The organism is Bradyrhizobium sp. WD16 (assembly GCF_024181725.1).
Lineage (GTDB): Bacteria > Pseudomonadota > Alphaproteobacteria > Rhizobiales > Xanthobacteraceae > Bradyrhizobium_A.
The window spans coordinates 3,730,299-3,748,095 of sequence record NZ_CP028908.1 but is presented as its reverse complement, the minus strand read 5'-3'; the positions used below and the strand labels follow the sequence as shown (position 1 = coordinate 3,748,095).

Genomic DNA, 17,797 nt, shown 5'->3' with positions numbered 1-17,797 from the left:
GGTTGTGATGGCGGGGCGTGAAAAATACCTGATCCTCGGCTCGAACTCGTTTTCGGGCGCGACCTTCGCGGATCATCTGGCGGCGCTCGGCTGCGAGGTGCTGGCAACCAGCCGGTCTGATGAAGCCCATCCGGCCTTGCTGCCATACAAGTGGCAGCCGCGGCCGGGCAAGGTTCGCTTCCAGCGCATCGATCTCAATCACGACCTCGAGGCTCTCGAGGCGCTGATCCGGCGTGAACGGCCGACCCACGTGGTCAATTTCGCCGCCCAGAGCATGGTGGGCGAGAGCTGGCTTCATCCCGACCACTGGATGATGACCAATGTGGTCTCCGCTGTCCGCCTGCATGAGATGCTCCGCCGCTATGACGGGCTGGAGCGCTATGTCCACGTCACCACGCCGGAGGTCTACGGCTCCACCGACGGCTGGGTGCGGGAGGACGCGCCGTTCAATCCGTCGACCCCCTATGCCGTGTCGCGCGCCGCCGGCGACATGAGTCTGCGAACCTACTTCGCCAACTACGGCTTCCCGGTGGTATTCACCCGTGCCGCCAATGTCTACGGCCCCGGCCAGCAGCTCTATCGCATCGTGCCACGGACGATCCTCGCGGCAATGGGCGGAGGCCGGTTGCGGCTCGATGGCGGCGGCAAGTCGGTGCGGGTCTTCATCCACATGACGGATGTTGCCGATGCCACGCTGCGGATCGCCCGCGGCGGCGTACCCGGCGAGACCTATCACATCTCGGGATACGAACTGGTCTCGATCCGCACCCTCGTGGAGATGATCCTGAGGCGTCTCGGCAAGCCATTTGACGACTACGTCGAGATCGGCCCCGAACGGCCCGGCAAGGATACGGCCTATATGCTGGACAGCACGAAGTTGCGGACGGCACTGGCCTGGCGCGACCGCCTCTCGCTCGAGGAGGGCATCGAGGATGTGATCCGCTGGGCCGAGCGATTCAAGGACGACCTTGCCAATCTGCCCGCCTCCTATCAACACAGGCCCTGACGCCAGACATGCTCGCGTCGCGGCGAGCGCAGCGAGACCACATCGATGACCGTTGCCCTTCGCGCCTCTCCGTCTGCCGATTTCGCCGCTTTACGCACGCAGGCCGCGCGACTGCGCGGCCGCATCATCGAAATGTCCCATGCTGCACAAGCGGCTCATCTGGCCTCGTCGCTGTCCTGCGCCGATATCCTCACGGTCGCCTACTGGCACGTGCTCAAGGTCGATCCGCGGCAGCCTGACGATCCGCTGCGCGACCGCTTCATCCTCTCCAAGGGCCACGCCGCTGCTGCGCTCTATGCCGTGCTGGCGATGAAGGGCTTCTTCCCGGTCGAGGAACTGGACACCTTCTGTCAGGACGGAGGCCGCCTGGCGGAGCATCCGCCGGCCAATCTGCTGCCCGGCGTCGAGGCCGCGACCGGCTCGCTCGGCCATGGCCTGCCGCTGGGGCTCGGCATGGCGCTGTCGGCACGGATCAAGGGAGAGCCCGTCCGCGTCTTCGCCCTGCTCTCCGACGGCGAAAACAACGAGGGCTCGGTCTGGGAAGCAGCGATGTTCGGTGCCGCCCAGCGGCTGGAGAATGTCTGCGTCGTCGTGGATTACAACAAGTGGCAGGCCACCGCCCGCTCGAACGAGACCCTGATGCTCGCCCCGCTGCGCGAGAAATGGGCGGCGTTCGGCTGGGACGCTCACGAGATCGATGGCCATGATGTCGCTGCGCTGGCGACGGCCATGGACAACGTGCCGAACGGCTCAGGCAAGCCGGTGGCGCTGATCGCCCACACGGTGAAGGGCAAAGGTGTATCCTTCATGGAGGACGACAACAACTGGCATTATCGTGCGCCGACGGCCGACGAAGTCGTCAGGGCCCACAAGGAGCTCGGCCTTTCATGAGGAACGCATTTGCTGCCGAACTGACGAAGCTCGGCGACGAGGACCCGCGCGTGGTCATGCTGTCGGGCGATATCGGCAACCGCCTGTTCGACAAGTTCAAGGCCAGGCATCCGGCACGCTTCTTCAACTGCGGCGTGGCGGAAGCCAACATGATGGGGGTGGCGGCGGGGATGGCCATCAACGGCCTGCGGCCGGTCGCCTATACCATCACGCCGTTCGTGACGACGCGCTGCCTCGAACAGATTCGCACCGACGTCTGCTACCATGAGGCGCCGGTGACCATCGTTGCTGTGGGGGCCGGCCTCGCCTATTCGGGGCTCGGCCCGACCCACCATGCCTGCGAGGACATCGCCTTTCTCCGCGCCATCCCGAACATGGTGGTGATCTGCCCGGGCGACGCCTTGGAGGTGCGTGCCGCGCTCCGCGCGGCCATGGCCCAGGATGCTCCAGTCTATATCCGCATGGGCAAGAAGGGCGAGCCGGTGATCCATGCGGGGCCGCTCGAGGATTTCGCCATTGGACGGGCCATTACCGTCCGCGAGGGCAGCGACGTTTGCCTGCTCTCCACCGGCAACATGCTTCCAGAAGCCATCGAAGCCGCCCAGCGGCTGTCCGACACCGGGATTTCCGCCCGCGTCGTCAGCTTTCACACGGTCAAGCCGCTCGATGAGACCTGTCTCGCCGAAGCGTTTGGCCGCTTTGCCCTCGTTGCCACCATCGAGGAGCATTCGCTGATCGGCGGCTTCGGCGCGGCGGTCGCCGAATGGCTGATCGATCATGGCACCGGCGCCGACAAGCTCGTCCGCTTCGGCACGCCGGATGCCTTCTTCAAGAAATCCGGCGAGCAGGAGTTCGCCCGCGAGACGCTCGGCCTCACCGGCGTGCAGATCGCCGCGCGCATGGCCGAAGCTCTTGCTCGGAAGGGAACACGATGAAGACCGAAGCCGCCCTGCTGGTGCAGACCGGCGCGCCGCTCGAACTGGCGCGGATCGAAATTCCTGCCCTCAAGCCGGGCCAGGTGCTGGTGGAGATCGCCTATTCGGGTGCCTGCGGCACCCAGGTGATGGAATGGCGCGGCGACAAGGGCGAGGACAAATGGCTGCCGCATTGCCTCGGCCACGAAGGCACCGGGACCGTGCTGGAGACCGGCGGCGCCGTCACCAAGGTGAAGGCCGGCGACAAGGTGGTGCTGTCCTGGATCAAGGGCAGCGGCATCGAGGCCGGCGGCGCCGTCTACGACTGGGATGGTCGCAAGGTCAACGCCGGGGGCGTCACCACCTTCCAGCGCCACGCGGTGGTCAGCGAAAACCGACTGACCCTGCTGCCCGGGGGGCTGGCGATGGACGTCGCCGTGCTGCTCGGCTGCGCGGCACCCACCGGCATGGGCGCAATCTTCAACGTGCTCCAGGCGCGGCCGGGCGACGCGGTGGCCGTGTTCGGCACCGGCGGGATCGGCCTCAATGCCGTCATGGCGGCGGCGCTCGCCGGGGCCATGCCGTTGATCGGCATCGACCCCAATCCGACCCGCCGGGCGCTGGCCACGACCTTCGGCGCAACCCATGTAATCGACCCGGCGATTGGCGACGTGCTCGCCGAGATTCGCAAGATCGTACCGCAAGGCGTCGACCTCGCGGTGGAGTCCTCCGGCCTACCGACGGTGATGGAGCAGGCGGTCAATGCCACCCGCCCCCAGGGCGGTCGCGCCGTGGTGATCGGCAACGCCCGTCACGGCGCCGCTCTCACCCTCAATCCGGCGCTGTTCAACCAGGGAAAGAGCCTGCTCGGCACCTGGGGGGGCGACAGTGTGCCCGATCGCGACTACGGCCGCTTCGGCCGGCTACTTGCATCGAACCGCTTCCCGGTTCGGGACCTGCTGTCGAAGCCCTATACCTTGAGCGAGGCCGACCGGGCCCTGCAGGATCTCGCGGCGGGCAAGGTCGGCCGTCCTCTGATTGACATGACGCGACGGCACCAGGGCTGATGGTCGGGTCCGGCGACCAGGGATGATGTTCAGGATGGAGGACGTGTCGGACTCCGACGAGTAACCATGCGCATCGGTATCGACTTCGACAACACCATTGCCTGCTACGACGGCGTGTTCCACGCCGCTGCGCTGGAGCGTGGGCTGATCCCGCCCGATCTCGATCGTGGCAAGAACAGCGTTCGCGATCACCTCAACGGCAGCGGTCGCAAGGACGATTTCACCGAGCTGCAGGGCCATGTCTACGGCGCCCGCATGGACCTCGTATCGCCCTATCCCGGTTTCGCTGAGTTCGTCGCCACCGCGAGAGCTGCCGGCCATGCGCTGTTCGTCGTCAGTCACAAGACCCGCACTCCCCTGCGCGGCCCGCCGCACGATCTCCACGGCGCCGCCCGCGGCTTCCTGCTGTCCATCGGGCTTGCCGGCGAGGGCCCTACGCAGATCGCGCCCGAGGGCGTCTATTTCGAGCTGACAAAGGAGGCAAAGATCGCCCGGGCGGCCACCTTGGCTTGCGACGTATTCATCGACGACCTGCCCGAGATCCTGCTGATGCCGGGCTTTCCGCAAGGCATGCAGCGTATTCTGTTTGACCCCGAGGACCGGCTGGCCGAAGCGGCTGCGACCGCCGGCCCGCAGTCCCTGCTCCGCCGAACCTCGTGGCCGGCGATCACCGCGGAGCTCCTCCATGAGCCGGCCTGATCGCAGCGATGGCGATGTGGCGAAGCAGGCCGCAACGCTGACCGCAGCGGCGGGCCGAGCCGCGCCGCACCGGATCACCCGGCTCGCCGGCGGCCGCAACAACCAGGTCTATCGGCTGGATCTTGTCGAGGGCATGCCGCTGGTTCTCAAGCGGTATTTCACCGATGCCCGCGACGGCCGCGATCGCCTTGCCGCCGAGTGGAGCTTCATCAGCCGCGCCTGGGACGAGGGTCTGCGCAACATTCCACAGCCGCTCGCCTGCGACAGCTCCTCCCACGCCGCCCTCTATGCGTTCTTGCCCGGCCGGAAGCTCCGCCCGAAAGATGTGACCGCGGCCCATGTCTGGGCCGCCGCCGATTTCATCGCCGCGATCAACGCCCGGCCATGGCCCGAGGCCACAGCGGCCTCCGAAGCCTGCTTCAGCATCGACGATCACCTCGCGATCGTCGAGCGCCGCCTGGCACGCCTCGCCAGTCTCGAACCACACGCGCCGCGGTCGGATCAGGCGCGCGCCTTCGTCGCCCGCAGCCTGCGACCGGCGTGGGATCAGGTGAAAGCCGCCGTGATGGCCGAATGCCGCCCCCTCGATTTCGATCCGTCGCGGCGCCTTGCTGCTGCCGAGTGCCGGCTATCGCCATCGGATTTCGGCTTTCACAACGCGCTCGTCGACGACGACGGCCGGCTCACCTTCCTCGATTTCGAATATGCCGGCCGGGACGACCCGGCGAAACTGGCGACGGATTTCGTCTGTCAGCCGGAGGTCCCGATACCGTCGACGCTTCGCGGCGAATGGCGCGAGCGACTGATGTCGGGCGGCGTGCTCGATGCAGCCGCGCTGGCGCGCAGCACGCTGCTGATGGACGCCTGCCGGATCAAATGGGCCTGCATCATGCTCAACGATTTCCTCCCGCTCGGCGACGCCCGCCGTGCCTTCGCGGACGCCGACGAGCGGGACCGCCGCTGCGCTGTGCAGCTCGCCAAGGCGGCGCGCGCCATCGACGAGATCGCCGCGTAGCATCGCCGCCGCCAACCAAAGGATTACCGATGGCCTACCGCGAATTCGTCAGTCTCGTCCACAAGTCGACCAAGCGCGACTACCTCGCCCGTGTCACCCAGCGCGACAAGGCCGAAGTCGCGGAGCTCGCCATGAAGTGGGACTACGACTACTGGGACGGCAGCCGCGAGACCGGTTACGGCGGCTACAGGTATGACGGCCGCTGGCGAAAGGTGGCCGACGCCATGGTCGCGGCTTACGGCATCAAGCCAGGCATGCGCGTGCTCGACGTCGGCTCCGGAAAGGGATTCCTGCTGCACGATTTCCGTGAAAGCGTGCCCGGGATCGAGGTCGCCGGCATCGACGTCTCCTCTTATGGAGTTGCCCACACCATGGAAGACGTCAGGCCGTTCTGCCGTGTCGGCTCCGCCACAGCGTTGCCCTGGCCGGACAAGCACTTCGATCTCGTGATCTCCATCAACACGCTGCACAATCTCTACAATTACGAACTCGACGCCGCCCTGCGCGAGATCGAACGTGTCGGCCGCGGCGCCAAGTACATCTGCGTCGAGGCCTATCGCAACGAGCGCGAGAAGGTCAATCTGATGTATTGGCAGCTCACCTGCCGCGCCTTCCACACGCCGGAGGAGTGGGCGTTCATCTTCCGCCAGGCCGGTTACACCGGCGATCACGAGTTCATCTTTTTCGAGTGAGGCTGTCGCGGTGCGGGCTCGGACCCACCTTTTCCCGGAGTGCTGCCGATGACGTTGTCGGCCAGCGCTCCGATCCGCCTGTCCGTCGTCGTGCCCAACTACAATCACGGCGCGTTGATCGGGAATGCCATTCGCGCATTCGCGTCTCAGAACCGCCCCCCCGACGAAATCGTCATTGTCGATGACGCTTCGACCGACGACAGCCGCGACAGACTGCAGCGTCTTTCGCGTGAGCTGCCGTCTCTGCGCGTCATCTTCCTCCCGGAGAACCAGGGCGCGATCGCCGCATTGAATCACGGGCTGCGATCCGCGCGCGGCCATTACGTCAATTTCGGCGCCGCTGACGATGTTACCCATCCGGGTCTGTTCGAGGCGATGCTGGGCGCGTTGGAGCGCCATCCGGCGGCGGCCTTCGCCTGCTGCGAAGCGATGACACTCGACCTGAACACCGGCGAAACCGGCTATCGCCCTCCGGTTCTTCCGAGCTTCGAGGAAGCGTACTTCTCCCCGTACGGAGCCGCCGGCCTCCTCCGCCGCATTGACAACCTGGTGTTGTCCGGCACGGCAGTTGCACGACGCGACGCGGTCCTGGCCGCAGGCGGCCTCGATCCTGCCCTGCGAGCCTTCGCCGACGGATTTCTGTTTCGCCAGCTCGCCCTGCAGCACGGCTTCTGTTTTGCGCCCGGGGTCGGCCTGACCTGGCGAGTGAGCGCCTCCGGACTGTCCCGCTCCCAGGCGGCCGATCTCGCGGGCAGCCTGGAAACGCTTCAAGTGGCCGCAGATCGCATGCACGCCGATCCGTCGTTCCCACGCTGGTATCCGGAGCTGTTCGAAAGGCGCTGGCGCTTCGCGGTGGCCCGGCTCGCCGCCAAGGAAACGCCGATGAACGGCGCCACCCTGGACCGGCTTGCGCGGGGGCCCATCGGACGGACGATCCTCAAGCTTGCGACCCGGGTCGGCGGTGCGGCTGGGCGATTTTCTGCCATGGCGTGGCTGACGCTGCAGGAGCAGCCGACATCACTGACGGGACTTGTTCAAACGCGCCATTTCCGGCACAACAGAATAAATCTTGCGAGGAGCAAAGGCTGACGACGAGGAGCGACAAAACGCAAGGTTGATGGCATAGCTCCAGCGTGGAAAGTCGCCTGTTCTGCTCAATCGCCTCGACGTGGGTCGCCTCACCATCGGCGCTCGCGGCGCATCATTTTTCGTCCAATTCTTGATTTGTTATCTCGCACTCAAGCCGCCAGGCCAGGGGAGGACATCCATGGGTATCAACATGGCCAGCATCAAGCTCATGGAGGAATTCGGCATCTTGGGCGCCAATCGCAACGTCCTCGATTTCGGCAGCTCGAATTTGTACGACGCAACGGCGGCTGAAATCGAGGAATTCGTCCGAAGACACAATCACCGACCCAGGGCAGATCTTGCTGCCTGGGCGGAGCGGTTGGCTGCAAAATCAGGAAAGGACACCAGCGGTCAGGCGATCAACGGCGCCTTCGTGGGCGAACTGCTGGAAGCCGCCGGAATGGGCTACGATGCCATCGACATCGCAGCCGGCTACAAGACGACCATCGTGGACCTGAACTCGATGGCGCTCCCCCGAAAGATGGCCAAGAAGTACGACTCGGTGATCAACTGCGGCACGAGCGAGCACATCCTGAATCAGATGAACGTGTTCGCCGCGGTCCACGCGGCGGCGAAGACGAATGGATTGATCATGCATATCGTCCCGAGCATCGGGTACGTCGATCACGGCTACTTCTGCTATACGAGCCGGTTTTTCTTTGACCTCGCTGGCTACAATCACTACGAGATCGTCGACATGTGGTACGATGGGGCATTATCGAACGAAAACGCCTTTGCCTCGGCAAGGCAGTATCAATCCATTTTCCCGGCAGTGAGCAAGCGGCTTGATTTGATCGGAATGGCCGAGCGCGAGACGCGGATCGATCGCACCCCGATCCCCACCATCAGCATCTCGCTGATCTATCGCAAGAAGGTCGACATTCCGTTCATGGGAACCGTCGAGACGAGCACGAGTGTCGGCGGTCTCGCCACCCGCCTGCTACGCAGATACGGATCCAGGCGATAGCGGCGCGGCGTCAGCCTGCCCGAGCACTTTCGATATGGGCGAGGACGGCATTCACTCGCTCCCCGAGATCCGACGGCATCTCATCGAGACCGCTCCTGTGCAAGGCCCGAAGACGATGGATAAGATCAGCGCGAGATGAATCGACCGCGAGACAAGCCAATATCATCCTGATTTCGGTCGCCTGGTCCACCTGCCTGCCTTGCGCCGATATGACCTGAACATAGCGCTGCCACATCATCTGATCGTCTGGATTGATTTGAAGGGCGTAACGCAAGCCTTGCTCTTCAAGATCCAACGGCGGCATCTCGCCAAGCCGAGCCATGTCCGTAGCTAGGACATAAGCCCGATGCAACCCTTCAGGATCGCTCTCGCGCGCCAGCTGAACGACCGACCGTCTGTAATTGTCGATCAACGTATCAGGCCGGCCATCCGCAATGATCCGCCCGTGCTCTAACAACAGGCAGCGATTACATAGATTCGCCAGCATCGTCTCGGAATGCGAGGCTATGACGAGAATCGACGCCCGCGACATCAGATCCTTCATTCTTCGTTCGGCCTTGCGGGCGAACTGAGCGTCTCCCGTCGCCAGCCCCTCGTCGAGCAGAAGGATCTCGGGTTCAACCGCGGTGGCTATCGAGAACCCGAGCCTGGTCATCATTCCAGCAGAATAGATGCGCACCGGCATGTCGATGTATTCACCGAGTTCGGCGAAGTCGATAATTTCGTCGAGTTTAGCCTTGATCTGTCGCCTGCTCAGCCCGAGGTGAAGCGCACAGCTGACCAGGTTCTCCCGACCTGTGCCGTCAAAATTCAGACCCGGCGTGGTGTTGAACAGCGTCGAGACCCGGCCAATGATGGTAATGCGGCCCCGGGTCGGCGGATAGGCACCGGCGAGGAGACGCAGCATTGTCGTCTTCCCGGCGCCGTTGTGGCCCATCAGACCAAGCCGGTCGCCCTCGCGCAATTCCAAAGATACGTCACCCAGCGCGGTTACGACGCCGCGCTCCACGTCGATCTGGCCGCCGACGTGCCCGTGCGCAGCCCCACGCCTGCCCCTCGGGACCGGAAACTCGACCCACGCACCATCCACCCTGAGGCCGACCATCGAAATCCTCCCTAGTACCAATACGGCAGCCGGTCGCGGCAGCGGCCATAAACCAGGAGGGTGATCATCGACCCTACGACAAACGTCGCAGCCGACCAGATCCAGCTCTCATGCGGCGGAAGATTGCCCAGTAGTGGATCCCGTATGATGAGCACGAGGTGATACAGAGGATTGTAATTCGCCGCGAACGCGAACTTGGGTCCAAGCATCTCTTTCGACCAAAAGATAGGCGTGACAAACATGGCGATCTGCATGGCGCTGGAAGTCGCCGGCACCAGATCTCGCCATCGCAGGCAAAGGACACCCGCGAGCAAGGACATCCAGACCCCATTCAGGGCTAGGAGCAAGAGCGCGGGCAAGGCCAGGACAACCGGCCAGCCTGGCGAGAATAGGGTGCCAGCCATGACGAAGATGTAGAAAACCAGATGATGGCCAAACAGAAGCAACGAGCGCCACACATGAGCAAATGCAAAGGCGGCGTAGGGGTAGTGCATCGACAAGGCTGTACTCTGCCCCGCTATCAGGACGCCGGTTCCCTCGGTGATGAAAGAAGAGATCAGACCCCAAACCATCATGCTGACGGTGACGTATCGGAAATAATGGATGGGATCCTGCCGCAGGATGATGCTCCATATGGTGCCCATCACAAGGACGAAAGCTGCAAGGCTGAGCGTATGCCAGAATGGCCCGATGCGCGTCCGGCGGAAGCGCCAGACGACGTCGATCCAGCCCGAGTGCAACCAGATCGGCGCAAGCCTTATTGCCTCGGAGAGATCGCGCAGAGCCACTGAGAATGGATTTCCCGAGGCAGGAAACACCACGACCTGCGCGCCACGCTCAGGAGACAACCCGATGGTCATCAGTCATCCTTTGTTCAGCTCAGCCTGGCCCCAATCGAACCATTTCCGGGATTCGCTTGCGCAGGACGAACTCACGCCTGCTCCGAGAACACCGACCTTCGGCTTGCCCGGAGAATGGATCGAAACGTTCCGCCACCGTTCACGAACGGCAGATTGCGTTCGATGACCTTGTCTTCGCTGCCGACCGAAAGCCCTAGCAGGCAAAGCGCGACCCTTCGCTCGACCAATGCGGCAGACGGCAGGATCGGCAACCTCGCACCAGGCAGGTACTTCCCGATCTTTTGAGGCGTGTCATCGGCGACGAAATCAATCAGGTCAGCCACTTGCAAAAAGTTCGCGAAGGCGCACGCCAGATGGCCCGCACCAAAAAGTGCAATCGGCCCTTGCTCCGCGCGAATCCGAGCCAGCTTGTCCCGCAATGTGCGGCGGCTGGGCTCGAAATTCCCGGCATACCGGCGCAGCAGGTCCAGCTGGCCCAGTGCAGCGGAATTGATCCGCGGCCGGCCCGGAGCGCCGGTCTTCCGCGCCAACTGGACCATCGAATTCTCGAACGGTAACGGATAGACGTCGATCCGGATCGGCTCGAAGCCGCCCATCGAGAGAACCGGCTCGAACGTCTCCGGCGTGAAGTACAGGGAATGTTCCTCCCACGGCATGCAATAATCGCAGAGCTTCAGGCTGTTTGTGGAATCAGGCACCTCGACCATCACGATGCCGCCCGGCTTGACCAAAGCGGCAATGCCTCCGACAAAATCATGCAGATTCTCGGCGTGTTCGAGGATGTGGCGCACGATCAGGACGTCGGCCGCTCCCTTCCGGGCCGCGATCGCAGCCATGCGATCCGGCGTCGTCAGTTTCTGCACCGTCTCGATTCCACAGACCGGATCCGACGCGCCGAGATCTCCGTCGAGAGTGACCCGCCAGGTGCGGGTGAAGCCCTTCTTCCGAAAGCGTTCGACCGTCGTGTCGTCCTTTGACGTCAGCGCCCCGATCACGCTCTCCGTGGTGACACCGGGAATCGCCAGTATCCGGTCGACCACTTCGTCCAGATGCTCCTCCGGCTCACGGGCGAACAGCCAGTCATAGGGTGGAACGAGCGCCTCCTGGGGCACCGGCTTCATCAGCTGGATGGTGCCGCAAGCCGAGCACTGGCCGAGCGACAGGTGAACATGGTGCTCGGCGGCATCCCGGCTCTGCAGGAAGAACGACGAGACCGGATGACTTCCCAGATCCAGCGCCTGATCGACGGCGCGTGCGTTACAAACGAGGCAAGCCATCCAAATCACCTCCTCCGCTCCACCGGCCATTCATGCGGACGGCCCGAGCGATGTTTCTCTAACACCCGATCAAAGCTCAGTCGACACGACGTCCCGCATGTAGCGCGACGAACTTCGACAGATAGGCGCGCCCGGTCTCGGGATCGGATTCCGGAGGCGCCCACTCCGCCGCCTCACTCTGGTTCGGATCGAATGGACCGATGGTGGTTTCCAGGAAGACCAGCCATTCGGATCGAAAGCTCAGGCTATGAAACCGTCCTGGCGGCATCCGGTAAAAGAAGCATCCGCCTGCCGCCGCAGGCGACATCGGAAATGCCGCCGTCACACCTCCGGCGCCATCGAAGAGGAGAGCGTCGCACTGACCTTCGACGATGGTCAGGGTTTCGGCGTTTTGGTGATGTCGGTGCGGACGGACGTAAGCGGAACGATGCATCACGATCAGCATCTCCTGCTGAAGGTCCGCAGGATCGGCATGGAAGCAAAGGCGGCAGCGGCGCCTCGGAGACGCCTCGGCCCGGCCCTTCAGCAACGACACAACGGCCGAATCGACGGCGAAAAATCCGCCGTCCGAATAAAGAACCTCCGGCGAGACATCCCTCAATCGTCCATAAGGACTTCTCATGAGATCTGCCGTCCCAATACAGAAGACACTTGGATCCCCAGCCTCCAAGAACGCCTGGCGCCCCGCCACGGATCGATCAGCCGGCGGCAAACTGGGCGCTCAAGACCCCAAATATCTGACTTTACCGCGCAATGCTAGGTAGTAGTCCCGTCATCCCGCCAGACCGGCTCCGCCCCTTTCCGCCACGATGAATTGCAAGGGAAAATATTGAGCTACCGCTGACACGCCGTTCGTCTTATGTTCAAAATCAGGGGACGCTGCAGCTCGTGGACGATGCTATCAGCGGATCGAGGTCACGATCATGAGGGCACTTGGGGAACGATGAAGGTCAAATTTCTGACGGCGATCTGGGGGGCTCGGTACATCGATGAATTCGCCCGCATTTCTCTGCCCTCGTACCTGGCCCCGGGCAATCTTCCCTTCGTCGCGGCTGAAACCGATCTCGAGGTTGTCATCCTGACCTCGGCAGGTGGCGACGCTCATTTCAACGCTTTGCCCATCATGGCAAGACTGAAATCTCTCTGCTCGGTCCGCTTCATCTTCATCGACGATTTGATCGCGACCGGCAACTATGGCGTCACCCTCACGCTGGCCTATGCGCGCGGGATCATGGACAGCGGCACCGACCAGACGAACACACACTTCGTCTTCATGAATTCGGATTTCGTGCTTGCCGACGGCTCGCTACGCACATTGATCGCCAAGCTGCGCCAGGGGCATCCCTGCGTGATGGCCCCATCCTTGCGTGCGTCCGCCGAGACCACCATGCCCGCCCTCGGCGAGGCCTTGACCGACCGGGGTCAGGTTCTGGCGATGCCCCCGCGGGCAATGGTGCAACTGGCCTTCGACAATCTCCATCCGACGGTCATCGGCAAGACAGTCACCCAGGAGTTCGTCAGCTGCTCGACTCACAACCAGATCTACTGGCAGGTCGACGACAGCACGCTTTTGGCGAGGCACTATCTGATTTTCATGCTGGCAATCAGGCCAGAAGTTCCGATGGGACCAGTGAACTCCTACTGCGATTACGGTTTTGTGCCCGAGCTCGTCCCTTCAGGCGCCTTCAGCATCATCGACGATTCAGACGAATTCTTCATGCTGGAGCTTCAGCCCGCAAGTCAGGAGCGGCAGTTTCTCCGCTGCGGCAGAACGGACGTCGCCGAGATCAGCGCCGAACTTTCGCAGTGGACGACAAAGGAGCATCGGAAATTCGCCGAGGCCGACATTGTATTCCGCACGGGCGAGTGCCCCCCTCAACTCCCCGCCCTCCAGGCGCAGGCACGTTCCTTTATGCAAGAGCTCCAATCGAACCTGGAGACACCGGCCAAGGACCATGTCGACCACTATTACTGGGTGTCCGGCGTCCAAGCCTGGATACTACTGAAATTTCGGGGCGAAACACCAATACTGCCGCCCGAAATTGCGCCGGCCGACAACCAGGCTGCAGGCGAGTCTGCTATTCCACCGCAGGAGCCTCCACAACGCGTTCAAACGTCACCCCGGCGCCGCAGGGATCCTTTTCGCTGGTACAGCAGCCTCATCGGCGGTGTGAAACGATCTATCGGCGTCATTCCGGACGTCCCCGTCTGGCACCATCTTTGGCTCGATTCGCGCCTGCTGTTGGATTGGGTCAAATCCAGATCGGCCGCCCCATCGCGCCTGCTGCTGCTTTGCGATGAATTCAGCCCGCTGAGCGCATCGCTGCCGAAGCATCTGCCGATGGAAGTGCTTCGCTTCTCGGCCCCGCTGGGCAGCCGCACGCCGCCCATCGTCCAGCTACTCGACCCCGAGTTCGACGGCTCATCATTGGCAGCAGATACCTACGATCATATTCTGATCCATATCCGCAGGGCGGAGGTTCTGTCGCTCCGGAAAGTGCTGGCACTCGCCGAGCGGCATGCACATCCGCAGAGCACGATCTCGGTTTTCATCGAGCATAGAGACGCCGAGCTCGACGGCAGCAATTTCTCTTTCGAGCTCGCCCAATATGCCGACATTATTCTCCCTTCCGACTGGATCGGCTATCGGCTCGAGGCGCTTTTCGCCGGCGGCAAGTGGAAACGGCGCCTGCGCATACTCGAACGAAAGCTGTACCCGCAGCTCTGGCCGCCGGCCTTACGGCGGCTTCCGAACATCGTCCTGGGTGCCTCCCTATGGGTCATTATCGCCGCCCTTACGGCCCTTCACAATTTGACCGCCAGAAAGGCCTCATCCTTCTGCCCTGACTACTGCACGAGCGTGCTGTTATCCCTCTCGAGGGACCGTCCTTCGGCAGAGCCAGGGCGATGATCTCGCTGCACCTCCATGGCCTAGTGTGGTGGATCTGACGCTCGTTTCAGTATTGGAGCGAGTTCTTCAAACGCGCGTCAGATCCAAAACCACACTAGAATCATAATGATGCTAGTGTCCCCTTGTTTCCAACGTTCGTATGAGCGCCTGCTGCAATGGGATACGAACGTTGGAAACGGGACACTAGTGTCCTGTCTCCGAATTACCGCTTCATTTGCCTCACCCTCGCACGGTCATTCGGAGACATAAAGGACACTAGCAAAATCAAAGCGCTAGTGTGGCTTATGTCTCGCAATTGCCTACGAGAGACTGGCCGCAAAGGCGGTAGGCAATTGCGAGACGCCACACTAGGAACATGATGATGCAGAGAAAGAATGCTTTTCTGGTGGTGGGAGGCGACAGCCTGGTCGGCGGCGGCGTCGTCCGGGCGCTGGAGCAGCGCGGGCATCGGACCTTGGCAACCACCAGGCGCGCCGATACCGTAAGCCCAACCCGGGTTCTTCTCGATTTCGAGAGCAGCACGCCGTTTCGCGTCCCTCGGGATGTCGGCTACGCCTTCCTGATTGCCGCTGCAACCAATTACGAGCGATGTGCGACAGATCCGCTCGCCAGGGTCATCAATGTAGAGTTGATACCCCGGACTGTTGCATCTTTGCTGGATCAAGGGCTGTTTGTGACCTATATTTCCACCAACTCCGTATTCGGCGGCGAGAGGCCTTGGCCGCAGGAAGACGACCCCCACAGTCCCGGTATCCCCTATGCACAGCAAAAATCCGACAGCGAGGAGGTCGTCCGGGATGCCGCAGCCCGACTGCATGCGGCCGACCGTATCAACATCGTACGCCTGACGAAGATTATGAATGCGAGTGTCTCGCCTCTGCCGTCCTGGCTCGCCGCATGGAAGCGTGGCAGTCCGGTGGAGCCATTTGCAGACCTCATCTTTGCGCCGATTTCGGTCAAGTTCGTCGGCGAAGCCCTGGCCTCGATCGGCGAGCAGCGGATCGCCGGCAATCTCCATCTGTCGGGCGCCGAGAATGTCACCTACGTCGAGTTCGCCCGCAGGCTGGCATCCCGGCTCGGCATATCCCCCGGGCTGATCAAGCCGACGACAGCGATCGAAAAGGGAATCCATATTCCGTTCAAGCCACGCTTCAGCGGCCTTGGAATGGAGCGGACGACCCGCCTTTCCGGGATCAAGCCGCAATCTCTCGATACCCTGGTCGAGGACCTGTTCGCGGATACTGAAGCGTGAAACTCAAGGATGCATGCGATGACCGTCACTGTCACCAGGCGCCAGACCTGCCGGCTATGCAACTCGCGGAACGTCGAGCGTGTAGTTGAACTCGCCCCGATCCCGCTTTCCGAGAATTACTCGCTCGATCGGACACAGGCAGCCAACGCGCCGCGATTTCCAGTGGACGTCTATATGTGCGCCGACTGCGGTCACGTGCAACAACTCGACGTGATCGACGCCAAAATCCTTTGGGATTCCTACACCTATTATTCGGGCAGCGCCAAAGGCATGCCCGAGCACTTTCGCCAAGTCGCAGACAAGGCGATCCTGACAGCCAAGCCGCCTGCCGGCGGCCTGGTTATCGATATCGGCAGCAATGACGGCTCGCTGCTTAAGCCTTTCAAGGAAGCCGGCTATCGCGTTCTTGGCGTCGATCCCGCCGTCGACGCCGCGCAGCGCGCCAACGATGCTGGCATCCCGACGATCACTTCACTGATGACCCGCGACCTCGCCCGACAGATCCGCGAAGAACACGGGCCCGCCCACATCATCTGCGCATTCAATGTGTTCGCACATGCGGACGATCTCGGCGAGATGGCCGACTGTGTCCGTATCATGCTCGCACCTGGCGGGCTGTTCTTCTTCGAGGCTCAATATCTCCTCGACATTGTCGATGGTCTTCTGATTGCGACGTTGTTTCACGAGCATCTAAGTCACCACTCGGTCAAGCCGCTCGTCCGGTTTCTCGATAGCCATGGGCTTGAGCTGATCGCTGCCGAACGCGCCCCCATCCAGCATGGCTCACTGATCGGCACGGTGCAGCTCAAGGGAGCTCAAAGGCCCGTCGAGAACTCCGTCAGGCAGCTGCTGGCGCTCGAAGCGGAACGCCGCCTGGATAAGCTCGATACGTTGCGCGCATTCGACACCAAGGTGAAGCTGCTGCGGGAGCGCACTTCGGAACTCGTTGCCAAATGGAAAGCCGAGGGTGCAACCGTCGCCGGCTATGGCGCGGCGCGCAGTGGGCCGACCCTGATCATTCAGCTCGGCCTCTCCGGCAGCATCGACTTCATCGTTGATGACCACCCCCAGAAGGTCGGCAAATTCGCATCCGGCGACGGCACCCTGGTCCTGCCGACGTCCGAACTCATGTCACGCATGCCTGACTACACCGTCATACTTGCCTGGGTTCACTCGAAAAAGATCATAGAATCCAATCAGGATTACCTGGCAAAGGGGGGACGTTTCGTCGTCCTCTGCCCGGAGACCCGCGTGGTCGGCAAAGATGGCGATATCAAAATCTGACGTCCTTCTCCCTTTCAGACGATAAGAGGAAGTCCAGGCCGTGGACGACAAGCAAACCAAAGAAACCCAATATCAGATCATGATCCAGGCAGCCGCCGAACGTGGCTACGAGACGCTCGGCTTGCGTGGCAGCGAGAGCTGGCATCAGGATCCGAAGCATCTCGTCTTTCGGCTGTCCCGGTACAAATTCGTCGCCAAGATGCTTGCTGGACGCGACCGCGTGCTCGAAATTGGTTGTGGCGACGCCTTCGGAACCCGCATTGTGCAGGCTGAAGTCGGCAAGGTCACCGCAGTCGACTTCGATCCGGTCTTCATCGACGATGCCAAGCAGCGCATGGTCCCGCGATGGCCATTTGACGCCCAAGTCCACGACATGCTGGACGGTCCGGTTCCGGGTGAATTCGACGCTGTCTATTCTCTCGATGTCCTGGAGCACGTCGAGCCTACCAAGGAACGCCTCTTCCTGAGCAATGCCTTTGCGACCCTCAATCCACAAGGCGCTGCAATCATCGGCATGCCCTCGCTCGAGAGCCAGCCCTATGCGTCGTCGCAATCGAAGATCGGGCACATCAACTGCAAGTCGGCTCCCGAGCTGAAGAGCCTGATGCAGGATTATTTCCACAACGTATTCATGTTCAGCATGAATGACGAAGTCGTCCACACCGGCTTCCACAAGATGGCCAATTACGTGATTGCGATTGGAGCCGGGCGGAGAGTTTAGCTGCTCCA

The 17,797-nt window shown here is 62.3% G+C and carries 17 protein-coding genes; 13 read left to right on the top strand and 4 right to left on the bottom strand.

Annotated features, from left to right (window positions below; genetic code table 11):
• Positions 1–7 precede the first annotated feature (7 nt).
• The 9 genes from DB459_RS17340 to DB459_RS17300 all read left to right on the top strand — a co-directional run bounded on the left by DB459_RS17340 (position 8) and on the right by DB459_RS17300 (position 8,379).
• Positions 8–1,006 (top strand): GDP-mannose 4,6-dehydratase, encoded by a 999-nt coding sequence (locus DB459_RS17340; RefSeq protein WP_253706514.1) that lies wholly within the window; start codon positions 8–10, stop codon positions 1,004–1,006.
• 45 nt (positions 1,007–1,051) lie between these two features.
• The gene (locus DB459_RS17335; RefSeq protein ID WP_253706513.1) at positions 1,052–1,897 is read left to right on the top strand and encodes a transketolase; all 846 of its coding nucleotides are present in this window, start codon (positions 1,052–1,054) and stop codon (positions 1,895–1,897) included.
• The gene (locus tag DB459_RS17330; protein WP_253706512.1) at positions 1,894–2,832 is read left to right on the top strand and encodes a transketolase family protein; all 939 of its coding nucleotides are present in this window, start codon (positions 1,894–1,896) and stop codon (positions 2,830–2,832) included. The genes DB459_RS17335 and DB459_RS17330 overlap by 4 nt, the downstream gene beginning before the upstream one ends.
• Positions 2,829–3,878, top strand: a complete 1,050-nt coding sequence (locus DB459_RS17325) for a zinc-binding dehydrogenase (RefSeq protein ID WP_253706511.1) — start codon at positions 2,829–2,831, stop codon at positions 3,876–3,878. The genes DB459_RS17330 and DB459_RS17325 overlap by 4 nt, the downstream gene beginning before the upstream one ends.
• A 66-nt stretch (positions 3,879–3,944) precedes the next feature.
• Positions 3,945–4,577, top strand: coding sequence for an HAD family hydrolase (locus tag DB459_RS17320; protein ID WP_253706510.1), 633 nt, complete (start codon positions 3,945–3,947; stop codon positions 4,575–4,577).
• Entirely contained in the window at positions 4,564–5,592 is a 1,029-nt protein-coding gene (locus tag DB459_RS17315) for a phosphotransferase family protein (protein ID WP_253706509.1), read from the top strand. The genes DB459_RS17320 and DB459_RS17315 overlap by 14 nt, the downstream gene beginning before the upstream one ends.
• Before the next feature lie 29 nt (positions 5,593–5,621).
• Complete coding sequence (locus tag DB459_RS17310; RefSeq protein ID WP_253706508.1) at positions 5,622–6,284, top strand: class I SAM-dependent methyltransferase; 663 nt, start codon at positions 5,622–5,624, stop codon at positions 6,282–6,284.
• Between the two features lie 48 nt (positions 6,285–6,332).
• Positions 6,333–7,373, top strand: coding sequence for a glycosyltransferase family 2 protein (locus DB459_RS17305; protein WP_253706507.1), 1,041 nt, complete (start codon positions 6,333–6,335; stop codon positions 7,371–7,373).
• Positions 7,374–7,551: 178 nt separating this feature from the next.
• Positions 7,552–8,379, top strand: a complete 828-nt coding sequence (locus tag DB459_RS17300; RefSeq protein ID WP_253706506.1) for a hypothetical protein — start codon at positions 7,552–7,554, stop codon at positions 8,377–8,379.
• A gap of 10 nt (positions 8,380–8,389) precedes the next feature.
• On the opposite strand, the gene DB459_RS17295 is transcribed toward DB459_RS17300, so the two are convergent.
• The 4 genes from DB459_RS17295 to DB459_RS17280 form a co-directional block, all read right to left on the bottom strand.
• Positions 8,390–9,484, bottom strand: coding sequence for an ABC transporter ATP-binding protein (locus DB459_RS17295; protein ID WP_253706505.1), 1,095 nt, complete (start codon positions 9,482–9,484; stop codon positions 8,390–8,392).
• Between the two features lie 11 nt (positions 9,485–9,495).
• The gene (locus tag DB459_RS17290) at positions 9,496–10,344 is read right to left on the bottom strand and encodes an ABC transporter permease (protein ID WP_253706504.1); all 849 of its coding nucleotides are present in this window, start codon (positions 10,342–10,344) and stop codon (positions 9,496–9,498) included.
• A gap of 71 nt (positions 10,345–10,415) precedes the next feature.
• Positions 10,416–11,621, bottom strand: a complete 1,206-nt coding sequence (locus tag DB459_RS17285; protein ID WP_253706503.1) for a methyltransferase domain-containing protein — start codon at positions 11,619–11,621, stop codon at positions 10,416–10,418.
• Positions 11,622–11,697: 76 nt separating this feature from the next.
• A complete protein-coding gene (locus tag DB459_RS17280) occupies positions 11,698–12,222 on the bottom strand; it encodes a WbuC family cupin fold metalloprotein (RefSeq protein WP_253706502.1) in 525 nt (174 codons plus the stop codon).
• Positions 12,223–12,564: 342 nt separating this feature from the next.
• Here DB459_RS17280 and DB459_RS17275 point away from each other — a divergent pair, with 342 nt between their 5' ends.
• The 4 genes from DB459_RS17275 (at position 12,565) to DB459_RS17260 (ending at position 17,789) form a co-directional block, all read left to right on the top strand.
• A complete protein-coding gene (locus DB459_RS17275) occupies positions 12,565–14,532 on the top strand; it encodes a hypothetical protein (protein ID WP_253706501.1) in 1,968 nt (655 codons plus the stop codon).
• A gap of 361 nt (positions 14,533–14,893) precedes the next feature.
• Entirely contained in the window at positions 14,894–15,784 is an 891-nt protein-coding gene (locus tag DB459_RS17270) for a sugar nucleotide-binding protein (protein ID WP_253706500.1), read from the top strand.
• A gap of 18 nt (positions 15,785–15,802) precedes the next feature.
• Positions 15,803–17,068: a class I SAM-dependent methyltransferase gene (locus tag DB459_RS17265; RefSeq protein ID WP_253706499.1), complete on the top strand. Its 1,266-nt coding sequence runs from the start codon at positions 15,803–15,805 to the stop codon at positions 17,066–17,068.
• 40 nt (positions 17,069–17,108) lie between these two features.
• A complete protein-coding gene (locus DB459_RS17260; protein ID WP_253706498.1) occupies positions 17,109–17,789 on the top strand; it encodes a bifunctional 2-polyprenyl-6-hydroxyphenol methylase/3-demethylubiquinol 3-O-methyltransferase UbiG in 681 nt (226 codons plus the stop codon).
• Positions 17,790–17,797 lie beyond the last annotated feature (8 nt).

Bases quoted from the DNA above. Each gene is read 5' to 3' on its own strand.
- DB459_RS17275 (WP_253706501.1), top strand. From the start codon at position 12,565: ATGAAGGTCAAATTTCTGACGGCGATCTGGGGGGCTCGGTACATCGAT.
- DB459_RS17325 (WP_253706511.1), top strand. From the start codon at position 2,829: ATGAAGACCGAAGCCGCCCTGCTGGTGCAGACCGGCGCGCCGCTCGAA.
- DB459_RS17290 (WP_253706504.1), bottom strand. From the start codon at position 10,344: ATGACCATCGGGTTGTCTCCTGAGCGTGGCGCGCAGGTCGTGGTGTTT.
- DB459_RS17315 (WP_253706509.1), top strand. From the start codon at position 4,564: ATGAGCCGGCCTGATCGCAGCGATGGCGATGTGGCGAAGCAGGCCGCA.
- DB459_RS17335 (WP_253706513.1), top strand. From the start codon at position 1,052: ATGACCGTTGCCCTTCGCGCCTCTCCGTCTGCCGATTTCGCCGCTTTA.
- DB459_RS17340 (WP_253706514.1), top strand. From the start codon at position 8: ATGGCGGGGCGTGAAAAATACCTGATCCTCGGCTCGAACTCGTTTTCG.
- DB459_RS17330 (WP_253706512.1), top strand. From the start codon at position 1,894: ATGAGGAACGCATTTGCTGCCGAACTGACGAAGCTCGGCGACGAGGAC.
- DB459_RS17285 (WP_253706503.1), bottom strand. From the start codon at position 11,621: ATGGCTTGCCTCGTTTGTAACGCACGCGCCGTCGATCAGGCGCTGGAT.
- DB459_RS17270 (WP_253706500.1), top strand. From the start codon at position 14,894: ATGCAGAGAAAGAATGCTTTTCTGGTGGTGGGAGGCGACAGCCTGGTC.
- DB459_RS17265 (WP_253706499.1), top strand. From the start codon at position 15,803: ATGACCGTCACTGTCACCAGGCGCCAGACCTGCCGGCTATGCAACTCG.
- DB459_RS17320 (WP_253706510.1), top strand. From the start codon at position 3,945: ATGCGCATCGGTATCGACTTCGACAACACCATTGCCTGCTACGACGGC.
- DB459_RS17305 (WP_253706507.1), top strand. From the start codon at position 6,333: ATGACGTTGTCGGCCAGCGCTCCGATCCGCCTGTCCGTCGTCGTGCCC.
- DB459_RS17300 (WP_253706506.1), top strand. From the start codon at position 7,552: ATGGGTATCAACATGGCCAGCATCAAGCTCATGGAGGAATTCGGCATC.
- DB459_RS17310 (WP_253706508.1), top strand. From the start codon at position 5,622: ATGGCCTACCGCGAATTCGTCAGTCTCGTCCACAAGTCGACCAAGCGC.
- DB459_RS17295 (WP_253706505.1), bottom strand. From the start codon at position 9,484: ATGGTCGGCCTCAGGGTGGATGGTGCGTGGGTCGAGTTTCCGGTCCCG.